18 protein-coding genes and 1 pseudogene are annotated in these 22,368 nt (G+C 70.2%); 15 read left to right on the forward strand and 4 right to left on the reverse strand.

All coding sequences use genetic code 11. The annotated features are described in order from the left end of the window. The 5 genes from NBW84_RS04605 to NBW84_RS04625 form a co-directional block, all read left to right on the forward strand. On the forward strand, window positions 1-655 hold a 655-nt coding region (locus NBW84_RS04605), incomplete at its 5' end, for an undecaprenyl-diphosphate phosphatase (protein ID WP_250282011.1). A gap of 157 nt (window positions 656-812) precedes the next feature. Next, complete coding sequence (locus NBW84_RS04610; protein ID WP_250282013.1) at window positions 813-1,616, forward strand: histidine phosphatase family protein; 804 nt, start codon at window positions 813-815, stop codon at window positions 1,614-1,616. A 95-nt stretch (window positions 1,617-1,711) separates the two neighbouring features. Then, window positions 1,712-2,497, forward strand: a complete 786-nt coding sequence (locus NBW84_RS04615) for an SCO1664 family protein (RefSeq protein ID WP_250282015.1) — start codon at window positions 1,712-1,714, stop codon at window positions 2,495-2,497. 85 nt (window positions 2,498-2,582) lie between these two features. Continuing rightward, the gene (gene mshC / locus NBW84_RS04620; protein ID WP_250282018.1) at window positions 2,583-3,824 is read left to right on the forward strand and encodes a cysteine--1-D-myo-inosityl 2-amino-2-deoxy-alpha-D-glucopyranoside ligase; all 1,242 of its coding nucleotides are present in this window, start codon (window positions 2,583-2,585) and stop codon (window positions 3,822-3,824) included. Window positions 3,825-3,886: 62 nt separating this feature from the next. Next, complete coding sequence (locus NBW84_RS04625; protein WP_250282021.1) at window positions 3,887-4,699, forward strand: hypothetical protein; 813 nt, start codon at window positions 3,887-3,889, stop codon at window positions 4,697-4,699. 117 nt (window positions 4,700-4,816) lie between these two features. Here the strand turns inward: NBW84_RS04625 and NBW84_RS04630 are convergent, their stop codons facing one another. Next, window positions 4,817-5,656: a PAC2 family protein gene (locus tag NBW84_RS04630; RefSeq protein ID WP_250282022.1), complete on the reverse strand. Its 840-nt coding sequence runs from the start codon at window positions 5,654-5,656 to the stop codon at window positions 4,817-4,819. A gap of 254 nt (window positions 5,657-5,910) precedes the next feature. On the opposite strand from NBW84_RS04630, the gene NBW84_RS04635 reads away from it, so the two are divergent. Further along, window positions 5,911-9,546, forward strand: a complete 3,636-nt coding sequence (locus NBW84_RS04635; RefSeq protein WP_250282025.1) for a homocysteine S-methyltransferase family protein — start codon at window positions 5,911-5,913, stop codon at window positions 9,544-9,546. A 22-nt stretch (window positions 9,547-9,568) separates the two neighbouring features. On the opposite strand, the gene NBW84_RS04640 is transcribed toward NBW84_RS04635, so the two are convergent. Next, a complete protein-coding gene (locus tag NBW84_RS04640; protein WP_445548636.1) occupies window positions 9,569-10,006 on the reverse strand; it encodes a GNAT family N-acetyltransferase in 438 nt (145 codons plus the stop codon). Window positions 10,007-11,467: 1,461 nt separating this feature from the next. On the opposite strand from NBW84_RS04640, the gene NBW84_RS04645 reads away from it, so the two are divergent. Continuing rightward, window positions 11,468-12,205, forward strand: a complete 738-nt coding sequence (locus NBW84_RS04645; RefSeq protein WP_445548637.1) for an HAD family hydrolase — start codon at window positions 11,468-11,470, stop codon at window positions 12,203-12,205. 182 nt (window positions 12,206-12,387) lie between these two features. On the opposite strand, the gene NBW84_RS04650 is transcribed toward NBW84_RS04645, so the two are convergent. Next, window positions 12,388-12,822, reverse strand: coding sequence for a hypothetical protein (locus tag NBW84_RS04650; RefSeq protein ID WP_250282026.1), 435 nt, complete (start codon window positions 12,820-12,822; stop codon window positions 12,388-12,390). Window positions 12,823-12,939: 117 nt separating this feature from the next. Between NBW84_RS04650 and NBW84_RS04655 the strand changes: the two are divergent. Together NBW84_RS04655 and NBW84_RS04660 are read left to right on the forward strand one after the other, a co-directional pair. Continuing rightward, window positions 12,940-13,389, forward strand: a pseudogene (locus tag NBW84_RS04655) (DUF4158 domain-containing protein); the annotation flags it as partial. A gap of 661 nt (window positions 13,390-14,050) precedes the next feature. Next, on the forward strand, window positions 14,051-15,364 hold the full coding sequence (locus NBW84_RS04660; RefSeq protein ID WP_250282027.1) for a transposase: 1,314 nt from the start codon (window positions 14,051-14,053) through the stop codon (window positions 15,362-15,364). Window positions 15,365-15,382: 18 nt separating this feature from the next. Here the strand turns inward: NBW84_RS04660 and NBW84_RS04665 are convergent, their stop codons facing one another. After that, window positions 15,383-15,949 (reverse strand): CGNR zinc finger domain-containing protein, encoded by a 567-nt coding sequence (locus tag NBW84_RS04665; protein ID WP_250282029.1) that lies wholly within the window; start codon window positions 15,947-15,949, stop codon window positions 15,383-15,385. A 397-nt stretch (window positions 15,950-16,346) separates the two neighbouring features. Between NBW84_RS04665 and NBW84_RS04670 the strand changes: the two genes are divergently transcribed. The 6 genes from NBW84_RS04670 to NBW84_RS04695 are packed head-to-tail and all read left to right on the forward strand — an operon-like array spanning window position 16,347 to window position 21,901. Beyond that, on the forward strand, window positions 16,347-16,706 hold the full coding sequence (locus tag NBW84_RS04670) for a hypothetical protein (protein ID WP_250282031.1): 360 nt from the start codon (window positions 16,347-16,349) through the stop codon (window positions 16,704-16,706). After that, complete coding sequence (locus NBW84_RS04675; protein ID WP_250282032.1) at window positions 16,703-17,980, forward strand: aminotransferase class III-fold pyridoxal phosphate-dependent enzyme; 1,278 nt, start codon at window positions 16,703-16,705, stop codon at window positions 17,978-17,980. Before NBW84_RS04670 ends, NBW84_RS04675 begins: the two co-directional genes overlap by 4 nt. A 42-nt stretch (window positions 17,981-18,022) precedes the next feature. Further along, a complete protein-coding gene (locus NBW84_RS04680; protein ID WP_250282033.1) occupies window positions 18,023-19,213 on the forward strand; it encodes an acyl-CoA dehydrogenase family protein in 1,191 nt (396 codons plus the stop codon). After that, complete coding sequence (locus tag NBW84_RS04685; RefSeq protein ID WP_250282034.1) at window positions 19,210-19,653, forward strand: thioesterase, FlK family; 444 nt, start codon at window positions 19,210-19,212, stop codon at window positions 19,651-19,653. Before NBW84_RS04680 ends, NBW84_RS04685 begins: the two co-directional genes overlap by 4 nt. Continuing rightward, window positions 19,650-20,666 carry a 3-oxoacyl-ACP synthase III family protein gene (locus tag NBW84_RS04690; protein ID WP_250282035.1) on the forward strand — a complete coding sequence of 339 codons (1,017 nt, stop codon included), beginning with the start codon at window positions 19,650-19,652 and terminating at the stop codon, window positions 20,664-20,666. Before NBW84_RS04685 ends, NBW84_RS04690 begins: the two co-directional genes overlap by 4 nt. Continuing rightward, window positions 20,633-21,901, forward strand: a complete 1,269-nt coding sequence (locus tag NBW84_RS04695) for an EamA family transporter (RefSeq protein ID WP_250282037.1) — start codon at window positions 20,633-20,635, stop codon at window positions 21,899-21,901. Before NBW84_RS04690 ends, NBW84_RS04695 begins: the two co-directional genes overlap by 34 nt. Window positions 21,902-22,368 lie beyond the last annotated feature (467 nt).

Genomic DNA, 22,368 nt, shown 5'->3' on the forward strand with positions numbered 1-22,368 from the left:
CTACTTCCGTGGGGATCTGGGCCGCATCGCGCTGGCGTGGGCCCGCGGCCTGCGGGACCCGGAGATCCGCCGTACGCTCGACTCCCGCCTCGGCTGGTACATCGGGCTGGGCACGATCCCGATCGGGCTGATGGGCTTCGCCTTCCAGCACCAGATCGAAACGGGTGCCCGCAACCTGTGGGTGATCGGCTCGGCGCTGATCGTGCTGGGCCTGGCGCTGCTGTACGCCGAGCGGAAGGCCACGCTCAAGCGCGACGTCGACGACATCGGGCCGCGGGACGCGGCCATCATCGGGTGCGCCCAGGCGTGCGCGCTCATCCCGGGGGTGTCCCGGTCGGGGTCGACGATGACCGCGGGGCTGCTGACCGGGCTCACCCGGGAGGCGGCCGCGCGCTACTCCTTCCTGCTGTCGATCCCCGCCGTGGTGCTCTCCGGCCTGCTGGAGCTCCGCAAGATCGGCGAGGACGGCGGCGCGGGCACCGGGGCCACGGTGATCGCGACCATCCTCGCCTTCGGCGTCGGGTACGCCTCCATAGCCGGTCTGTTGAAGTTCCTCGTCCGGCACAACACGATGGTGTTCGTCGCATACCGGGTGGCGCTGGGGAGCCTGGTACTCTCTCTGGTCGCTTCCGGAGTGATCGCGGCCACGCCATGACGGCGATCGTTCCGGAAGCCAGGTCCCGGAAACCAGGTCCTGGGAACATGTCCCGGCAACACAGCGTCTCGCGGGTGGGCATCGTGCAGGTCGTCATGCGGGCCGCGACAGGGATCGCGGCGGGGATCGCCGTGCGGGGCACCGTCGGGCAGCCGCGGTGACCACCGTTCTGCTCGTGCGCCACGGGCTGACCGCGGTGACCGGCTCCATCCTGCTCGGCTGGACGCCGGGTGTCGGCCTCGACGACAGAGGCCGGGCGCAGGCCCACGCGCTGGCCGGGCGGCTGGCGTCCGTCCCGCTCACCGCCGTCGTCTCCAGCCCGCTGCAGCGCTGCCGGGAGACCGCCGAGGCGATCGCCGCGCGACAGCGGGCGGCCACCGCGGGCCGGAGCGAAGACGAACAGGCCGGTGACGCCGGCCCTGCCGGGCCCGGCACGGCCGCCCCGGCCACCCCGGCCGCGTCCGGCGCCGGAGTGGGCGCCGGCGGGCAGGAGCGGGACGCCGTCACGCTCGACGACCGGCTGGGGGAGTGCCACTACGGCGACTGGACCGGTCAGGAGACGAAGGTGCTGACCGCCGACCCGCTGTGGCGGACCGTGCAGGACCATCCCAGCGCGGTGGTCTTCCCCGGCCCCGGCGGTGAGGCGCTGCGCGACACCCAGCACCGGGCCGTCACCGCGGTGCGGGACTGGAACACCCGGCTGGGCCCGGGCGCGGTCTGGCTGGCCTGCTCCCACGGCGACGTCATCAAGGCGATCGTCGCGGACGCCATGGGCATCCACCTCGACCTGTTCCAGCGGATACTGATCGACCCCTGCTCGCTGACCATCATCCGCTACACCGAACGGCGGCCGTTCGTGGTCCGGGTGAACGACCGGGGCGGTCCCGTCGCCGACCTGCTGCCGGCCCCGTTGACGTTCCCCGCCGACGAGGGCGACGCGGTCGTCGGCGGCGGGGCGTAGGCGGCGGGGCGTAGGCCGAACCATAAGCCCGAACCATAAGCAGGGTGGGCCACAGGGCGGGACGGGCGCGCACCCGGCCGTCCAGACTGGGTGGCGTGAGTGAGCCCGCTTCCAACGTCACCCCGCCTGGACGGCCGGGGCCGGGGCCCGGTCCGGCCGACACCGGGGGCCTCGACGCGTCCGACGCCCTCACGCTGCTGCGGGACGGCGAGATCACCGTCACCGGACGCCTGCTCGAGGCCAGCAACGCCACCCTGTACTGCGAGATCAGCCTGGACGGGGTCGACCGGCGCTGCGTCTACAAGCCGGTGCGCGGCGAGCGCGCGCTGTGGGACTTCCCCGACGGGACGCTGGCCGGCCGGGAACGCGCGGCCTACCTGGTCTCCGAGGAGACCGGGACGGGGATCGTGCCGCCCACGGTGCTGCGGGGCGGCCCGTTCGGGACGGGCATGGTCCAGCTGTGGATCGACGTCGACGAGACCGTGGACCTGCTTGCTCTCATCCGCTCCGACGATCCCCGGCTTCGGGCGGTCGCCCTGTTCGACGCCGTGATCAACAACGCCGACCGCAAGGGCGGGCATCTGCTGCCCGCCCCGTCCGGCCGCGTCTACGGCGTCGACCACGGAGTGACCTTCCACGTCGAGAACAAACTGCGGACAGTGCTGTGGACGTGGCGGGGCCAGCGCCTGCGCGCGGACGAGACCGAACTGCTCACCTGCCTGCGGGAGGCTCTCGACGGCCCGCTCGCGGCGGCGCTCGCCGGCCTTCTCACCACCGCGGAAATCGGCGGATTGCGGGCCCGGGCCGCCCGGCTGCTGACCGAACGCCGTTTTCCGATGCCGTCCGGTGACTGGCCGGCAATCCCCTGGCCGCCCTTCTGACCTGCCGGCCAACCGGCCGGCGGGCGCGGGTCCGCGGATCCCCCGAAGCGACTGCGTGTTCCGCGCGTCCGGCTACGCTGACCATATGCAATCCTGGCCGGCTCCCTCTCGCTCCCGGCTGCCTGGCCGGGGATTACCCCTCCGGGTTTCCGACACGGCCACCCGCGCCGTGCGCCCACTCGCCGCGGGGCAGACAGTCCGAATGTACGTCTGCGGGATCACCCCGTATGATGCCACGCATCTTGGGCACGCATTCACCTATCTCACCTACGACCTGGCGTACCGGGTTCTGCTGGATGCCGGGCACGACGTCGTCTACGTCCAGAACGTCACCGACGTCGACGACCCGCTGTTCGAGCGGGCCCGGCGGGATGGCCTGGACTGGCGGGAGATTGCCCGCAGCCAGACCGAACTGTTCCGCGCCGACATGACCGCGCTGCGCATCCTTCCGCCCGCGGTGTACGCCGGGGCGGTCGAGTCGATTCCGCTTGTCATCGAACTGATCGAACAGTTGCGCGACCGTGGCGCGGCCTACCCGGTGGAACAGGACATCTATTTCCCGATCGGCGTGGCTCCCCGCTTCGGCGAGGTCTCCCACCTCAGCCACGCCGAAATGGTCGCCCGGGCCGCGGAGAACGGTGGTGACCCGCGGCGTGCGGGCAAGGAGGATCCGCTCGACCCGCTGCTGTGGCGGGCGGAACGCGCCGGGGAACCGTCGTGGCCCTCCCCGTTCGGGCCGGGCCGGCCGGGCTGGCACATCGAATGCGCGGCTATCGCGCTGGCGCACCTCGGGGACAGCATCGACATTCAGGGCGGCGGCACCGACCTGGTGTTTCCCCACCACGAGTGCGGCGTCGCCCACGCGGAGGCGGCCAGCGGGGTGTGGCCGTTCGCCCGTACCTACGTGCACACCGCCATGGTTTCCCTCGACGGGCACAAGATGTCGAAGTCGCGGGGGAATCTGGAGTTCGTCTCCCGGCTGCTGCGCGGCGGTGTCCAGCCGGCGGCGGTCCGGCTCGCCCTGCTCGACCACCGGCACACCGTGGGATGGGAGTGGACACCGGGCGCGATCGACACCGCCCGTGACCGGCTGGCCCACTGGCAGGCGGCGGCCGCCGGTGAGCGCGGCCCGGACGCCCGGCCGCTGCTCGACGACGTCCGCCGGCATCTCGCGGACGATCTCGACGCCCCGGGCGCGCTCGCCGCGGTCGACCGCTGGGCGGCCACGGCGCTGACCGTGGGCGGCCAGGACCTCGAGGCTCCCGGACTGGCACGTGCCATCATCGACTCGCTGCTCGGGGTGGACCTTGACCCGGTTGTACCGTGACCCGGTTGTACCGTGACCCTGTCGTGCCGTGACCCTGTCGTGCCTGGAGGATGTTCACGTTGATGGGCGCCCACTACCAGCGGGCAGACGCTGGAACCTACGGTGAACGGCCGACATTCGACGAGGTGGCGCGGGGCTACGACCCCCAGCAGGTCGAGGCGTACCTGGACACGTTGTGGCGGTACGCGGGCCAGGTCACGGCCCGGGCGGCCGCGGCCGAGGCGGCGCTGGAGAGCGAACGCCGCCGCCGGGACGCCGAGGCCCAGCTGCCCGACCGGTCGCCGGCGCAGGCGGGTGGGCGGATCGGCATCATGCTGGCCATCGCGCAGCAGGAGGCCGACGAGATCGTCGCGGGTGCCCGCGGTATCGCGGAGCGGGCCCTCCAGGAGGTCGTCGAGGACTCCGCCGCCAGTCATCCCATCGTGCGCAAGGCGCGCGAGCAGGCCGACAGGCTGCTCTTCGACGCGGTCGAGCAGTCCCGGCTGGAAGCCCGGCAGCGGCAGGCCGACATCGAGACGCAGATCACGCAGCTGTCCGGCAGCCTGGAGACGCTGCGCCGCCAGCAGGGCGAGGTGCTCGGCGCGCTGCTGCGGCTGCGCAGCCTGGTCAACACCGAGGAGATCGACCGGGCGGTCACGGAGCTGGCCCGGGCCGGGACCGCGGGCGTGGGCGCCGAGGAGCGTGAACGGGCCACTGCGTACCGTCCGGAGGACGTGGCTACATCCGCGCAGACAGTGATAGGCTCAGAGCAGAAAGTCACTGATGCGAGCTTTACCGATACGAGCCTTTTCGCCCGGACGGCGAAGGTGCCCGGTAGCTCCTCGCGTTACCGCGACGACGAGGACATCCTCGACGCCGAGGTCGTCGAGGAGTAGCCGCCGAGGAACGGCGGCCGCCGGGCGGCGGAGCGTCAGAACGGGCGGCGGGGAGGGTCCTGTGTCGTGTGTCGCACTCGGGCAGGGCATGCACGATCTGGTCCAAGGGCCGGTGGGCTACCGTCCGCGGCGCCGCAGGTACCGTTCGAATTCGCGGGCGATCGCATCCCCGCTGGCCTCCGGCAGCTCGGTCTCCGGCTCCCTCGACTCAAGTGCCCGGACATACTCGGCGACCTCGGTGTCGCCGGCGGCGAGCTCGTCCACCTGGCGTTCCCAGGCCCGGGCCCGGTCGGCCAGGTCACCGAGGGGGATCTCGATGTCGAGCAGGTCCTCGACCCGGCGCAGCAGCGCCAGCGTCGCCTTCGGGCAGGGCGGGTTCGCCACATAGTGGGGGACCGCCGCCCAGAAGGACACGCTCGCCAGCCCGGCGCGGGTACACGCGTCCGCGAAGACCCCGACGATACCGGTCGGGCCCTCGTACTTCGACGCGTCCAGCCGGAAGCGGGCGGCGGTGCCGGCGTCCCCGGCGGTGCCGTTGATCGGCACCGGACGGGTGTGCGGTGAGTCCGCGAGCAGCGCGCCGAGGCTGACCACCGTCTCGCCGCCCAGGGCGTGCACGGCCTCGATCAGCTCGTCGGTGAAGCTGCGCCAGCGCATGTTCGGCTCCAGGCCGCGGATGAGGATCAGGTCGCTGTCGCCGCTGGTCGGGCGCGCCACCGACAGCCGGGTCGTCGGCCAGGCGATCTTACGGTCGTCGCCTGTCCCGCTCACCGTCGGCCGGTTCACCTGGAAGTCGTAGTAGTCGTCCGGGTCGATGGCACCGACGACCCGCGCGTCGAACGTCGACTCCAGATGCTCGACGGCCGCGGACGACGCGTCCGCGGCATCGTTCCAGCCCTCGAAGGCAGCCACTACGATCGGCGACCGTAGCTGACCGACATCGGAGAACTCGATCACCTGCCACCTCCTGCCGCCCCCTGGCGGTTCACTGCCCCTGTGACAGTGCAACGGTACGTCCTACGCTCGCGCGTGCCGGCGGATCCTTGTGCCCCACTGTCGGGGAAATGCCACGGGACCGTCCCGGCCCGTCCCGCCCCACCGTCCGGCTGACAAAAATATTGCCGGCCGGAAGGCCCGTAAGCAGGGCGAACCCAGGACGCGGCGCAAGCCACGACCATGGGCGGCGGTGATGCTACCGGTACGCTTCGGACGTGCGAGGAGATCTGCTGTCCGTCCTGGCCGAGCGCGTCGTGGTGGCCGACGGCGCCATGGGAACGATGCTGCAGGCCACCGGCCTGACACTCGACGACTTCGACGGGCACGAAGGCTGTAACGAGATCCTGAACGTGACGCGTCCAGACGTGGTACGGGCGGTCCACGACGCCTACTTCGCTGTCGGGTGTGACGCGGTCGAGACAAACACGTTCGGGGTCAACCTCGCCAATCTTGGAGAGTACGGCATCGCCGACCGTATCGGGGAACTGGCCGAGGCGGGCGCCCGGATCGCCCGTGAGGCTGCCGACTTCTGGAGCCGGCCGGGTCAGCCCCGTTTCGTCCTCGGTTCGGTGGGCCCCGGCACCAAGCTGCCCAGCCTCGGCCACATCACCTACCGGCCGCTGCGGGACGCCTACCAGCGGCAGGCCGCCGGCCTGCTCGCCGGCGGCGTCGACGCCATCCTGGTCGAGACCGCCCAGGACCTCCTGCAGGCCAAGGCCGCGATCATCGGGGCGCGCCGCGCGATGGCCGAGGCCGGCCGGCGGGTGGCCCTGATCGCGCAGATCACCGTGGAGCTGACCGGCACGATGCTGCTCGGCTCGGAGACCGGCGCGGCGCTCACCGCGCTGGAGCCGCTCGGCATCGACCTGATCGGCCTGAACTGCGCCACCGGCCCGGCCGAGATGAGCGAGCACCTGCGCTACCTGTCCCAGCAGGCCCGGGCCGGGCTGTCGGTCATGCCGAACGCCGGCCTGCCCGAACTGGGCAGCGACGGCGCCACCTACCCGCTGACCCCGGCGGAGCTCGCCGACGCCCAGGACGTCTTCACCCGCGACTACGGCGCGGTGCTCGTCGGCGGCTGCTGCGGCACCACCCCCGAGCACCTGCGCCAGGTCGTCGAGCGGGTCGCCGGCCGGGGTGTGCCCACCCGCCGCCGCCCGGCCCCCGCCCGGACAGGCTCCTCGGTGACGCCCGGGGCCGCCGGTGAGGCCGGTGAGGCCACGACCGTCGGTGAGGCCAGGGCCGGGGCCGTCGGTGACGCCGAGCCGCCGGCCGCCGCGGCCTCGCTCTACCAGTCCGTGCCGTTCCGGCAGGACACCTCGGTCCTGATGGTCGGGGAACGCACCAACACCAACGGGTCCAGGGCGTTTCGCGACGCGCTGATCGACGGCCGCTGGGACGACGTCGTCGAGATCGCCCGGACCGCCACCCGCGAGGGCGCCCACATGATCGACGTGTGTGTGGACTACGTCGGCCGGGACGGCACCGTCGACATGCGCGAGGTCGCCAGCCGCTACGCCACCGCGTCCACCCTGCCGGTCATGCTCGACTCCACCGAACCGCCGGTCATCGAGGCCGGCCTGGAGTGCCTCGGCGGACGCTCGGTGGTCAACTCGGTCAACTTCGAGGACGGCGACGGGCCGGACTCCCGGATCGCCCGGGTGATGCCGGCCGTCGTCGAGCACGGCGCCGCCGTCGTGGTGATGTGCATCGACGAGGAGGGCCAGGCCCGCACCGCCGAGCGCAAGGTACAGATCGCCGAACGGACGATCGACTATCTCGTCGGCCGGTGGGGGATGCGCACGGCCGACATCTTCGTCGACACGCTCACCTTCACCCTCGGCACCGGCCAGGAGGAGTCCCGCGGCGACGGGGCGGCCACCATCGAGGCCATCCGCGAGCTCAAACGCCGGCGTCCCGACGTCCAGACCATCCTCGGGCTGTCCAACATCTCCTTCGGGCTCAAGCCCGCCGCCCGGGTGGTGCTCAACTCGGTGTTCCTGGCCGAGTGCGTCGCCGCCGGGCTGGACGCGGCCATCGTCCACGCGTCCAGGATCCTGCCGACCGCGCGTATCCCGGACGAGCAGCGCGAGGTCGCCCTCGACCTCGTCCATGACCGCCGCCGCGAAGGCTACGACCCGCTGACCCGCTTCCTGGAGCTGTTCGAGGGTGTGGACGGCAGCGCCGGCGGGCCGACCCGGGCGCAGGAGCTGGCCGCCCTGCCGCTGGACGAACGCCTCAAACGGCGGATCATCGACGGGGAGCGCACCGGCCTGGAGGCCGACCTCGACGAGGCGATGCGCTCCCGCGACCCGCTGGCGATCATCAACGACACCCTGCTGGACGGCATGAAGGTCGTCGGCGACCTGTTCGGCTCCGGGCAGATGCAGCTGCCGTTCGTGCTGCAGTCCGCCGAGGTCATGAAGGCCGCCGTCGCCTATCTCGAGCCGCACATGGAGCGCACCGACGCCCGCGGCAAGGGCACCCTGGTGCTCGCCACGGTCAAGGGCGACGTCCACGACATCGGCAAGAACCTCGTCGACATCATCCTGTCCAACAACGGCTACACCGTCGTCAACCTCGGGATCAAACAGCCGATCGGCACGATCCTGGCCGCGGCGTCCGAGCACGACGCCGACGCGATCGGCATGTCCGGGCTGCTGGTGAAGTCGACCGTGGTCATGAAGGAGAACCTCGCGGAGATGAACACCCGCGGGGTGGCCGCCACCTGGCCGGTGCTGCTCGGCGGCGCCGCGCTCACCCGCGCCTACGTCGAGGGCGACCTCGCCGAGCTCTACCAGGGCGACGTCCGCTACGCCCGGGACGCCTTCGAGGGGCTCGCGCTGATGGACGCGGTCATGGCCGCCAAGCGCGGGCAGGCCCCGCCGCTGGCCGACGACCCGCGCACCGCGCAGCGCCGCGCCCGCCGGGAGCGCACCGAGCGGATCAGGGCCGCGCGGGCCGTCGCCCGGGCCGAGGAGCGCGCCGGGCAGCTCCCCACCGAGACGCCGCCGCGCTCGGACGTGGCCACCGACAACCCGGTGCCCACCCCGCCGTTCTGGGGGGACCGGATCGTCAAGGGCGTCCCGCTGGCCGACTACGCGTCCTTCCTGGACGAACGGGCGACCTTCCTCGGCCAGTGGGGGCTGCGCGGTGCCCGCGGCGGCGAGGGGCCGTCCTACGAGGAGCTGGTGGAGACGGAGGGACGGCCACGGCTGCGGATGTGGCTCGACCGCATCGCCTCCGAGCGGATGCTGGAGGCGGCCGTCGTCTACGGCTACTTCCCCTGCGTGAGCAAGGGTGAGGATCTGATCGTCCTGTCCGGGGACGGCGCGGAGCGGGCCCGGTTCACCTTCCCGCGTCAGCGCCGGGACCGCCGGCTGTGCCTGGCCGACTTCTACCGGTCGCAGGAGTCCGGCCAGGTCGACGTCGTCCCGTTCATGATCGTCACGATGGGCCGGCGGATCAGCGAGGTCACCGCCGAGCTGTTCGCTGCCAACTCCTACCGGGAGTACCTGGAGCTGCACGGACTGTCCGTGCAGCTCACCGAGGCACTCACCGAGTACTGGCACAAGCGGATCCGCGCCGAACTGCTGCTGCCGGACGGCACCCCCACCGGCGCAGCCGACGCCGACGAACTGGCCGCCGTCTTCCGCCAGGGCTACCGCGGCTCCCGCTACTCCTTCGGCTACCCCGCCTGCCCCGACCTTGAGCAGCAGGTCGGGGCGTTCGAGCTGCTGACACCGGGCCGCATCGGCGTGGAGCTCTCCGAAGAATTCCAGCTCGTCCCCGAACAGTCCACCTCGGCCATCATCGCCCACCACCCCGAAGCCAGGTACTTCGCCACCTGATCCCGGCCGTGCCGGGCCTTACCTACCCGATGCGGGACGTCCACGTACGCCGGGCAGCGACGTAGACGGCGTCGCCGCGGAACGTACGGTGTGCGTCGGTCAGGCCGAGCTTGGCGGCAACCCGGATCGACGCGGCGTTGTCCGGGCGGATCCGGGAGATGACCTCGTCGGCCCCTACCTGGGTGAAGGCGAACTCGAGTGCCGCCGCTCCGGCTTCGGTCGCCAGCCCCTGCCCCCACCGGTCCCGGCGGATCGTCCAGGCCGCTTCGATGCCGGGCCAGCCCTCCGGCCGGTACAGCCCCGCGCGGCCGACGAACTCGCCGCTCGAGCGGTCTTCCGCGGCCCACATGCCGAACCCGCACAGATGCCAGTGGCCGGTCAGAGCCGCTTCCATGTCCCAGACGGCTTCCCGGTCGCGGGGGCTGCCGGTGTAGCGGGACATGTCCGGATGTGCCGCCATCGCGGTGTACGGGCCGACGTCTTCCGGTTGCCAGCAGCGCAGGATCAGCCCGGTCGGTGATGACTGTGGGAATGGTGACGGTCGTCGGCTGGCCGAAGTGCAGGGTCATGCGCCAGCGGTCAGCATCAGCCGCGGCGTCGGCCGCGAGCCGTTCCCGGAAGTCCGCCACCGGGGGCAGCCCGCGGTGGTCGGCGAACAGGCCGGAGAGGTCCTGGGCCCGCTGCACGACCGTACGGGTCGGGAACGCGCAACGACGTCCAGCGCGTACAGCTTGCCCGGCGCTGGTGCTCCGGGCACAGCATCGACGGTGCCCCGGCGCTCGCCCACGCGGTCCGTGTCGCGGTCGTCCTCGGCCGGCATCATCCGGCTGCCCCGCCCGCGCTGCCGGCCGCGGTCCTCCTGCACGACGCCCCCGCACTGGCCCCACCCGACCAGCTCGACCCGCTGGTGACGTCCCTGCTCGGCGCGGACACCCTCCGGATCATCCGCGTACTGGAAACCGAACATCACGCCATGACCGCCCCGACCATCGACAGCGAACAGACGCGTGACCGTGTCCGCGGGCTCGCCGCCGCCGACATGCCGGCGCTGCTGGCCACCGCCGACCAGGCATGCCAGAACCGGGCTCCCTCCCTCGGCCCGATTTGCCGCGGATCCGGACCGTTCCCATCCACGTGCTGACCGTGAAGGCAAGGCATTCGAGCTCGGGTCACGCCAAGCTGCCAGAGGGCTGGTCAGTCAGGAGAAGACGGCGAAGGAGCTCAGCCAAGGCCGAGTGATGACTACCGTATATGGCATGTCGATGACGCGTACGACCGTGTACCTGTCGCTGGACGACAAGCAGCGGCTGTCGGCTGCTGCGCGCCGGCAACGTCGCAGCGAGGCGGACCTGATCCGGGATGCCGCCGCAAGTTCAGCGCCTTCCGCCTGCTGCCGGCGGACAGGTAACGGTCACCGTCAACCTGGCTCGAGGAGGTCGCTGGCGGTTTGGCGCGACCTGCGGCCAGGGCGGGACCCAGGGGGTGGCTGTTGTCAGTGGACCTCGGGGGTGGCGGTCCGGGCCAGCTGGGACCATGTTCGTCCCAGCCTGCGACAGATCCGGGCGTTCCCACGCAGTACCGAAAGGATCAGTCATAAACGGTCGTCCACAGGGAGCTGGAGAGGTCCGCGAGGTGGGCCGGGGCTGGGATGATCCCTGTCACGTGTGCTGGTGTCGGTGCTGCCGGGACTGGTTGGCTGACAGGGATCCGGCCGTTGTCAGGGAGCCGGCCCGCCCCGAGGAGAGCAGGCCCTGGTGAATCCCCTGGACGTCGTAACTGCCGTGGCCGCCGTGGATCCTGGGGGTGCGGCCGGGTCTGGTGCGCACCGGCCGGTGACGTTCAGCAGCCGGTGCGCCCTGTGAACGCGGCGCGTCCCGTGCACACGGCCCGGTTCGATGCCCACGGCCTCGGTGATGGAGCGTTGTCGCTGAGCCCCGTAGGTGACGGGGCACGGGGGCACGACGGTGTCACCGCCGTTCTGTTCGACATGGACGGGCTGCTCGTCGACACCGAGCCGTTGTGGACGGTGGCCGAGCACGAGCTGGCGGCCAGCCTGGGCGCCCGCTTCACCCCCGAGATCAAGGCCGCGATGATCGGTCACGGCGTGGACACCGCCCTGCCGCTGATGCTGTCGATGCTCGGGGTGCCCGACGCCGACCCGCACGCCGCCGCCCGCTTCCTGATCGAACGGACCGCCGAGCTCTTCGGCGAGCCCGAGCGGATCGTCCCCATGCCCGGCGCCGTGGCGCTGCTGGACGCGCTGGCCGCCGCCGGGATCGCGACCGCGCTGGTGTCGTCGTCGTTCCGGATCCTGATGGATCCCGTGCTGGCCGCGATCGGCGCCGACCGGTTCGCGGTGACGGTCGCCGGGGACGAGGTGAGCCGGCGCAAGCCGCATCCGGAGCCGTACCTGACGGCGGCGCGGCTGCTCGGAGTCGACCCGACGCGCTGCGTGGTCCTGGAGGACAGCGAGGCCGGTGCCCGCGCCGGCCTCGACGCCGGCTGCCCGACGATCATCGTCCCGTCGCTACCCTCCGCGACGGCTTCGACGGCCCATCCGCTGGCCGCCGAGCTGACCGTCCGCCCGAGCCTGCACGAGGTCACCCTCGACCTGCTCGACCTCCTGGCCACCCAGCCAGCGAATGCCGCCCGCCCGTAACCACCCCGCCCCGGCCGGCTGACCACCGCCGCCTTCGCGCAGCCGTCCGATCCGAGCCCTGGTCGAGCCGGGCCGACGCCTTCACGGCTCGCCCCGGCGATCGCGGATCCGCCGAAGGATCCGCCATCGCCGCTCTCCCGCACCGAATCGGGGTGGGACGCAGATTTCGGCAGGATTGAACGCTAAGGATTGATCTTGGGTTTGTCCGTGCCGTCGGGGTGGATGGTGATGGTCCAGTCGCGGCTTCGGCGGATGCGTCGGAGGTCGGTGGCCAGGGCGGTGATGCGGTCGGTGGCGTCGTTGCCGGCGATGCCGAGGGTGAGGCCGTCGGGTTCGGGCTGGTAGGTCTGGGGTTGGCCGGCGGCGGCGCGGCGGTGGGCGACGAGGATCCGGGCGCGGAGTCGGGTCTGGGTGCGTGGGTCGCCGGTAAGGCCGCGGACGGTGAGGTAGCGGTAGGTGGGCCTGGGGGCGGTGGGGTCGGGTCGGCGCAGGTGCGCGAGGACGTCGCGGATCTGTTCGACGTCGGTGGCGCTGGCCGGGCGGCGGGTGCGTCCGCTGGCCCTGGGGATCCGGGTCGTCGGGGGTGCGGGCGAGTCGACGTGGTCGTTGTCCTTCACCGGATGACACCCCCATTGCACGCGAACTGTGCGCGTGTGTGGTCTGTCCGCGTTGTCGGTAACCGATTCGAACCGTGTTGTTACTGAGATGGTGTCAGATCGCTATGTTCGGCGGCTATGGCGATCGAGTACCTCTCGGAGGAGCAGGTCCGCCGGTATGGGGGGTTCGCACGGGATCCCTCGCCGGGGGAGTTGGAGCAGTTCGGGCGGATGGACAACGCGACGCTGGCGCTGGTGGCGTCGAAGCGGCGGGAGGCCAACCGGCTGGGCTGGTCGGTGCAGTGGGCGACGGTGCGGATGGTGGGCACGTTCCTGACCGACCCGGGTGAGGTGCCCGCGGTGGTCGCGGCGTTCATGGCCGAACAGGTCGGGGTGGCGGACCCGGGTTGCCTGAAGGGCTACCCGGACCGGTTGCCGACCCAGCATGAGCACGCCCGGGAGATCCGGGACCTGCTGAGCTACCGGCCGTTCAGCGTGGCGGAAGAGCAGCTGCGGGCGTTTGTGGCCTCGCGGGTGTGGACGTCGACGCCGTCGCGGCGCGAGCTGTTCGATCGGGCGGTGCTGTGGCTGCTGGGTGAGCGGGTGCTGCTGCCCGGGATCACGGTGCTGGCCCGGGCAGTCGCCGATGTGCGTGCCGTCGAGCAGGACCGGATCCACCTGGTGCTGCGGGAGGCGACGCCGGTGGAGATGCGCCGGGAGCTCGTCGGGCTGCTGCGGGTACCCGACGGCAAATACGTCTCGACGTTGGAGGAGATGCGCACGACAGTGACCGCGGTGTCCGGGCGGGGCATGGTCGGGGCGTTGGACCGGGTGTCGTCGGTGTGGGCGGTGGGGACCGGCGGGGTGGAGGTGGCGGCGGTGCCGCCGGTGAAACTCGCCGAGCTCGCCGCCTACGGGATGGCCACGAAGGCCACGACGATCCGGGGCCTGCAGGATGATCGGAAGGTCGCGACCGTGCTGGCCACGGTGCGCCATCTGGAAGCCGTCTCGGTCGACGACGCGCTGCTGCTGTTCGACATCCTGATGGCGACGAAGCTGCTGGCCCGCGCCGAACGGGTCAGCGACACCAAGCGACTCAAGACCCTGCCCCGCTTCCGTAAGGCCGCCGCGCGGGTCGCGGCCGCGGTCACCGTGCTCCTCGACGTGCCACCGGCAGGGCACGGGCAGGTGATGACCCTGGCGGATATGTGGGCCGCGATCGAGCAGGTCGTGCCGCGGGAGAACCGGCATGCACGCGGCCCGCGACGCCGTGGCCGCACTGCTGCCCCGCGTCGACTTCGCCGAGCTGCTGCTGGAGGTCTTCGAACGCACCGGCCTGCCCGACGCGTTCACCCACATCTCCGGGTCCGATGCCCGCCCCGCCGACTTCGATCTCAGCCTCGCCGGTGTCCTGGTCGCCGAGTCGACGAACATCGGCCTGGTCCCGGTGACGAACCCGGCGGTGCGGGCGCTGACCCGCGGCCGGCTGCTCGGTACCGACCAGGCGTACTTCCGCGCCGAGTGCATGGCCGTCGGCTCCGCCCGCCTCGTCGGCGCCCAGGACCAGGTCGACATCACCGCCGACTGGGGCGGCGGTCTGGTCGCCGGCGCCGACGGGATGCGCTTCGTCGTCCCGGTCCGCTCGATCGCAGCCCGGCCCAGCGCGAAGTACTTCGCGGGCTCGAAACGCCGCGCCGGCGCGACGTGGCTCAACGTCGTCTCGGACAAGGTGATGGGCCTGGGTGGTCTGATCGTGCCCGGCACCCCACGCGACAGCCTGCACATCCTCGACGCCCTGCACAACCTCGACGTCGACGAACCCCCCGAGATCATCACGACGGACACCGGATCGTATTCGGATCTTGTCTTCGGTCTGTTCGCGATCTGCGGCTACCAGTTCTCCCCGCGGATCGCCGACATCGGCGACATCGGCGACACCCGACTGTGGCGCACCCGCCCCGACGCCGACTACGGGCCACTGAACAGCGTCTCCGGGCACGTCGTGAACCTCGCCCAGATCGTCGAGCACTGGCAGGACATGCTCCGCGTCACCGGCTCCCTGATCACCGGAGAGGTCCGCGCCCACGACGTGATCCGGATGCTCACCCGGGACGGCAACCCGACTGGGCTCGGCCACGCCTTCGTCGCCTACGGCCGGCTGTTCAAGACCCTCCACGTCCTGCAAACCCTGCACGACGAGTCCTACCGGCGGATGATCGGCGCCCAGCAGAACATCACCGAGGCCCGGCACAACCTCGCCCGGCGGATCTTCTTCGGGAACCGCGGCGAGCTTCGCCAGCGCTACCAGACCGGCATGGAAGACCAGGTCGGCGCACTCGGACTCGCCCTGAACTGCGTGGTCCTGTGGAACACCTGGTACATCGACGCCGCCGTCAAAGCCCTCCACGCCGACGGGATGGAGCTGTCCGCCGAGATCCGGTCCCGGCTCAGCCCCCTGGTCTTCGAACACATCAACTTCCACGGGTCGTACCCGTTCGTCCGGCCAGGGTTGGCCGGAGACCTACGTCCCCTGCGTGACCCCGTCGAGGAGGAGCCGGGATAAGCCGCGTCTTCATCGACGTCACCCCGCGATCTCCTGTCGGCGCTGGCGGTAGGCGCGGACTTTGGCCCGATTGCCGCACTCCGCCATCTGGCACCAGGAACCGGAGCGGTTACGGGAGTGGTCGTAGAACGCCCATTGACACTGGGGGTTGGGACAGATCTTCAGCCGGGCCCAAGTTTCGTCGGCGTGGGCGGCGACGCTGAGCGCCAGGATCTGGCCCAGCACCCGATCGATGCCACTCGCCTCCGACAGAAGCTGCGGCGCGCCGTCCCGACCGAAACGCAACACGACACTGCTGCGCTGGACGGTTCGTTGCAGGATCTCGGGCACATCCTGGTCGAGGTCGCCCCCGCCCCCGTTCACGGCAGCCAGCCTGCGTAGCGCTTCTCGTAGGTCGACGGCACGGCGGCGGTCGTCGTCGTCCGGCGGGGCCTCGTCCCCGCGGACGAACGGGGTCGACTGTATCCAGTCACGCAGCCCGGCGGCGGTGAGCAGGCGGTCAACGCCCGTCTCGAGATCGTAGGTGTTGATGAAATCTCGGACCAGCTCCAACTCGCCCGGCGCGTCATGGCGCTTGCCTGTCATCGACATCCTCCGTTGCCAAGATCGATTGATGGGGTAGCTAAAGATCATGTTCGATGGCGCGGACCGCGTGCGCGACAAGTGCCACGCGGGGGCATCGCGCAGTCTTCCGATCGACTGCCAGGTGGTGCGCCGTCGGGGAACGTCCGCGCCTCGCCAGGGGCGGTTGGACCCGTCCAGTGGGACGCGCGAAGCTCGGAGCGATAACCACTCCATGTAATCATTTATGTCGTATAAGTAAAATTTTTACCCTAGATCTTCCAATGGTGTAACAAAAAGAAGTCAAATATGTGTTTTATGTCTCATTCAGATTCGCTCCGCTTAGGGTTGGCTACTACGCATGACACCGGCTAACCTCTTCACAGGTTACATCATCCTTGCTGGGGAGAGGGAACCGGACATGAGCGAAGATCGCGCTGGTTCGCCGGTCATGGTGAGCGGCCAAGCGGGAGGCGAAGAGCCCGTCGTGTTCCGCGGATGCTCCGAGTACGGCCCCGCGCAGATACACGCGGGTATCGGCGATCACGGCTACGGCGGTGCCTCGACTGGCATGAGGTTCGCCTGTTCCTCCGAGGGATCGCATCCCGCGGCGGGAGGACTCGTCGCCTTCTGCGAGCAGGTCGGCTGCGGTCATATGGAGCCCACGGCCGACCTGGGCGACCGGGAGTGCCGCTACTGCGGCACGGTGATGTCGGTGACTAGCCGGGTGGACCCGACGCGTTCGGTCACGCCCTCGCTTCGAGGGGAGCAGGGCGCATGAGCATCCTGGCTGCCGAGCCTGTCCACGCAGCCAATCGGGTACGGCCCCAGATCGCCTCCGGCCGAGGCATCTACCTGTACGACGAGGAGGGCCGGCGCTACCTCGACGGTTGTTCGGGCGCCGTCGTGGCGAACATCGGCCACGGCGTCACCGAGGTCAATGCGGCTATCGCCGCGCAGGCCGAGCAGATCGCGTTCGTGTACCGCACACAGTTCGACAACGCCCCGGCTGTTCGACTGCAGCGGCGGCTGGCCTCTCTCACCCCGGGTGATCTCGATGCGGTCACGCTGGTCAACAGCGGTTCCGAAGCGAACGAGGCGGCTATCCGGCTCGCCGTCCAGTACTGGCGGGCCGTGGGGCAACCGGGCAAGACGAGGATTCTGGCTCGCCGGACGAGCTATCACGGTATGACGATGGGTGCGCTGTCGCTGTCCGGGCATCCGCACCGCCGTGAGGGCCTCGAATCACTCCTGATCGACGTGCCGCGAGTGGTCTCACCGTATGCGTGTCCCCCCGGGCAGGGCCGCGAGTGGGCAGCCGACTGGGATCGCATGATCCGTGAGGTCGGCGCCGACCAGGTGGCCGCGGTGATCGTGGAGCCTGTGGTGGGCGCCGCCGGCGGCGCAATTCCGTCTCCGCCCGGCTACCTGCTCGAGCTGCGCACGATCTGCGACCGCCACGGGGTGCTTCTTATCGCCGACGAGGTCATGACGGGCCTTGGTCGGACCGGCGTCTGGTTCGCCTCCGCGGTCGACGGTGTCGTCCCCGACATCGTCACCGTCGGCAAGGGCATGAGTGCCGGTTACGCACCGATGGCAGCGATGATCACCCGTGTCGGGCTCGACCGGACGGTACGCGCCACAGGTACGGACCGGGTGTTCGGCCACACCTACAGTGGCAATCCCCTGGGCGCCGCCGCCTGTCTTGCGGTGCTCGACTACCTCGAAGACCATGATCTTCTGCTGCGTGCCCGGGAGGCCGGCAGCATTCTGCGCGAGGGGCTGCTGAGCCTCGCGCAGCGCCACCCCGCCATCAGCGACGTGCGCGGGCAGGGCCTCCTGCTCGGCATGGAACTCGCCGGCGTCGATGTCGGACCCCATGCCGCGCAGCGCCTCACCGACCTCGCATTCGACTGCGGCCTGCTGCTCTATCCAGCAGGCACCGACGAATCCCCCGACGCCGTGATCATCGCACCGCCACTAGTCATCGAGGACGGGCAGCTTGACGAGCTGTTGGGCCTCTTGGACGAGTCACTCACGCTCCTCGAGCAGTAGGTCCCCGCCCCATCCCATCCCACCCCGCAATGGAGGAAGACGATGGACCTGCAGTGGAACGACGAACAGCAGGAACTCCGTGACGGTTTCGCCGAGTTCGGCCGAAGGGAGGTCGCGGCCCGGGCGGACGCATGCTATCGGTCCGCGCGTTTCGACCAGGAATCATGGCAGGCGCTGGCCGACACCGGATTCTGGCGGCTACCCGTCCCCGTCGAGTTCGGAGGTGCCGGCCGTAGCTGGTGGGAGTTCGCCGCAGCGCTGGAGGGGCTCAGCTCCACCAGCACCGACCTGGGATTCCTGCTGTCGATCGTCGCGCACAGCGGCATCATTCGCGGCCTGGTCGACTTTGGCAGCGAGGCCCAACGGGAACGTTGGCTGGAGCGGTTGATGTCCGGCGCGGTCGGGGCGACCGCGATGACCGAGGACACCGGTGGCTCGGATGTTGCCCGGGTCGCGACCAAGGCCACCGCCGTCGACGGCGGCTACTTTCTCACCGGCGCGAAGCGACACATCACCAACGCCCCCGTTGCCGATATCGCGCTTGTCCTGGCCCGTATTCCCGAACTAGGCGCCAGCGACATCACCGTCTTCATCGTCGAACGAGGCCAGCCCGGCCTGAACGCCGGTGAACCGGAGGTGATGTTCGGCAACCCGACGAGTCCGACCGGACCGTTGGACTTCCACGAGGTCTTCATCGACACCAATGGTGTGATGGGAACTCCCGGCGACGGCCTGCAGACCATCTACCGGGTAATCGCGATGGATCGTCTGCTGTACGGCATCATTGCCGCCGCCTTCATCGAGCCGATCTTGGCCGAAACGCTGCTGTACGCCCGCAACCGCGACGCGTTCAAGGCACCGATCGCCGACCACCAGTATATCCAGGGCCGGCTGACCGACTTGCGGATCACCAGCGACACCGTCCGCGCCGTCTCCTACACCGCCCTCGACCAGCTCCTGTCCGGCCATCCCGCCGCGTCCGCCACCTGCTCGGTCGCGAAGATGCTCGCCTGCGAGGGGCTGTGCCAGGCGACACAGCACGCCATGGCGATCTTCGGGCATCGCGGCTACATGCTCGGTCCGATCACCCGTGCCGCCGCCGACGCACTCGGAACCCGCATCGCGGGCGGTACCAGCGAGATGCAGCGCAAGAACATCTTCAACCAGCTCCTGCGCCTGCACGACGCGAAGGAGGTCTCGCCGTGGCTCACCTCGGACCTCAGCCTGGCATGACCGCACAGCTGATCCATACGGTCGCCGAGATCGACTGCGCCGATCGTTGGGCCAACGAACTCCCCGTGCTCGCCACCCCGGTCCTGCTCTGGCTCGCCGAACTCGCGTGCATGGACGCGACCGCGACCGCGGTCGACGGCAGCCAGATGACCCTGGGGCTGAGCCACTCCAGCACCCACCTCGCCCCCACCCTGCTCGGCGACACCATCGTCATCAACGCCACGCTGACGAAGGTGGAAGGCGGAACCCTCGAGTTCACCGTGCACGCCGACGACTCGAACGACCGCATCTTGAGCGGCATCCACCAGCGCGCCGTCGTCGACCGCTCGCGCTTTCTGCGCCGACTCGAAAGCAAACGGGCCACGCACTCTCGCCAGGCCGTGGCGATCGCCGCTGACCATCCGGTTCCCACCGACCCCCGATCCGGAGGGCAACGATGACCACGATGACCACCGCGCCCGGTGACCGCAGCATCGGTGTGCTTGGCACCGGCTCCTACCTGCCCGAGGCGGCACGCGACAACGACGAGATCGCACGCCGCTACGGCGTCGACAACAACTGGATCATCCGCAAGACCGGTATCGCCGAACGCCGTATCGCCGCGCCCACCGAGGCCACATCGGACCTGGCCACCGCGGCCGGCCAGCGGGCCCTGGAAGCCGCCGGTGTCGACGCGGCCGACCTCGACCTGGTGGTCGTCGCCACCTCCTCGCCCGATCAGCCACAGCCCGCGACCGCCTGCATCGTGCAGGCCAATCTCGGAGCGTCGCACGCCGCAGCCTTTGACATGAACGCCGTCTGCACCGGTTTCGTCTACGCCACCGCGGCCGTGGCCGCGATGATGCGCGGTACTCCCGGCATGCACCGAGCGCTGGTCATCGGCGCGGACACCTACTCCCGCATCCTGAACGATCAAGACAGGTCCACCAGCGTACTGTTCGGTGACGGTGCTGGCGCGGTGGTCCTCGGCCCGGTACCCAGCGGCTATGGCGTCCTCGCCAGCGATCTGAACGCCGACGGACGGCTCGCCGATCTCGTCACCGTCCCGGCGGGTGGCAGCCGCCAGCCTGTCTCACCCGAAGCTTTGGCGTCACGCAAGCACCTGTTCCACATGAACGGTCGCGAGGTGCGGCAGTTCGTCTGGCAGGTGGTCCCGGCGGCCGTCCTGGCGATACTCGCTGCCACCGACACCACCGTCGCCGACCTCGATCTCGTCGTACCCCACCAGGCCAACGGTGTCCTGGTCCGTGACTGCCTCGCCAGTCTCGACTTCGACGAGGACCGGGTGCACTACACCGTCGATCGCTACGGCAACACCGGCGCCGCATCCGTCGCCGTCACCCTTGACGATGCCGTCCGCGCCGGCCGCCTCGATGACGGTTCCACCGTCCTGCTGCTCGGTTTCGGAGGAGGCATGACATGGGGAAGTGTTCTCCTGCGCTGGCACGCCTGACCTGGCGGCCGGCCCGCGGCGCGTCGTCGCCGCGGGCCGGCCGCTCCCAGCGCCAGGTCGGGTTTCTCGCTGTCACCGCGGCGACCGTTCTGTGGGCGTTCGGCGCCACCGTCGCCGGCAAACTGTTCCGCGCCGGAGTCGCGCCCCTCGAGCTGGTGGAAGCACGCACCTACATCACCGCCGTGGGACTTGGCCTGTTCAGCTACCTCTGGCACGCCCGCGCCGGCGATCGGACCCCCACCAGCGAGAACCCCCCGCGGTTTAGACACACCCTCGTGTTCGGACTGGCCGTCGGCACCGCCAACGCCGCCCTGTTCCTGGCCATCGCGCGCCTACCTGTCGCCGTGGCGATCGTGCTGCAGAACATCGCTCCCGCCCTCGTCGTTCTGTGGACGCTGCTGGCCCAGCACAAGCGGCCATCGGCGACGGTGCCCATCGCGCTGGCCATCATGATCCTCGGGGTAGCGTTCGTCGCCGACCTTCCGGCCGCCGGAACCGGCCGGATCAGTCTGACCGGTCTCGCCTACGGCCTGCTGACCGCGGTCGCCGTCGCGTCGTTCTCTGTCCTCGGCGAAAGCTCCAGCCGTGCCTACGGCGCGGCTGCCTCCATGGCCCGAGCCTTCGCCGTCTCCGCACTCGCCTGGGTGATCATCCAGGCCCCGCAGGGCTGGCCACGCATCCTCACCGACACCCGCCATCTCCCCAACGTCCTGCTCGTCGGCATTCTCGGCACCCTCGTACCTTTCGTCCTGTTCTCGTGGGGTGTCGCCCGGGCGGGTTCGCAGGCGGCCTCCGCCGCCACCGCTCTCGAACCCGTCTTCGGTGTCGTCCTCGCATGGCTCTGGCTCGGTCAATCCCTCAACCTGCGTCAGCTCATCAGCGCAGCCGTTCTCATCGCGGCCGTCCTCTACCTGCGAACCCAGATGCCCCCTCCGCACGTCCCACCAGCCGTACAGCAACCCCCAACCCGAACGGCTCATCCATCCACCAGCCTGGGCGGCAACGAGGACCCCGATAGTGCACAGCGCACACCCAAGGCAACGACCGTCGCATATCCGAAGCAGCCGGTCCGACGGCCAGACAGCCAACCCGCCATGATCAACCGGCTGCTCCCTGGACGCCTTCAACGACCAGCGACACCGCGGCCACCCACCGACGATGATCTCAAGAGCGAAGGGCCGGAGACCCCCATACCACAGGAGTACAGGGATCCCACCGCCGATCCGGACGCATGATCATGACTATGGTGCGTCGTCTCATCCCCGTCGATGATCAGCGACAGCGAACAAGACGATTGCGCCTATTCCTACAACGGTGGCGCACCTCGCGCCCGCCTGGGCGCCTTTCGTAAGCCCCACCACGACGCCGATGACCACTGACACTGCCAGGATCAGGACGGCGAGGCCACGCAGGCGGCCTGCGGACCACATATCTCGGTTGTTGTCAGCCACGACACCAATGGTGATATTTTTCCTGTCTGCGGTCACCCGGTTACGGCATGTCGGCGAGAGCCGGGCAACCCCGGCCGGCCCAGGGGCGAGGACAGGCCCACGAACCGACATCACCCCGCGTCAAGATCGCCCCACCGCCGCCGCGCCGTCGAACTCCTCCCGGCGACTTCTGACCCGGGCACCGAGACAGACAAGATCAATTCTTAGCGTTCAATCCTGCGGAAATCTGCGCCTCACCCGGAACGAGTGTG

Source organism: Protofrankia sp. CiP1_Cm_nod2 (assembly GCF_920664355.1).
Classification (GTDB): Bacteria; Actinomycetota; Actinomycetes; order Frankiales; family Frankiaceae; genus Protofrankia.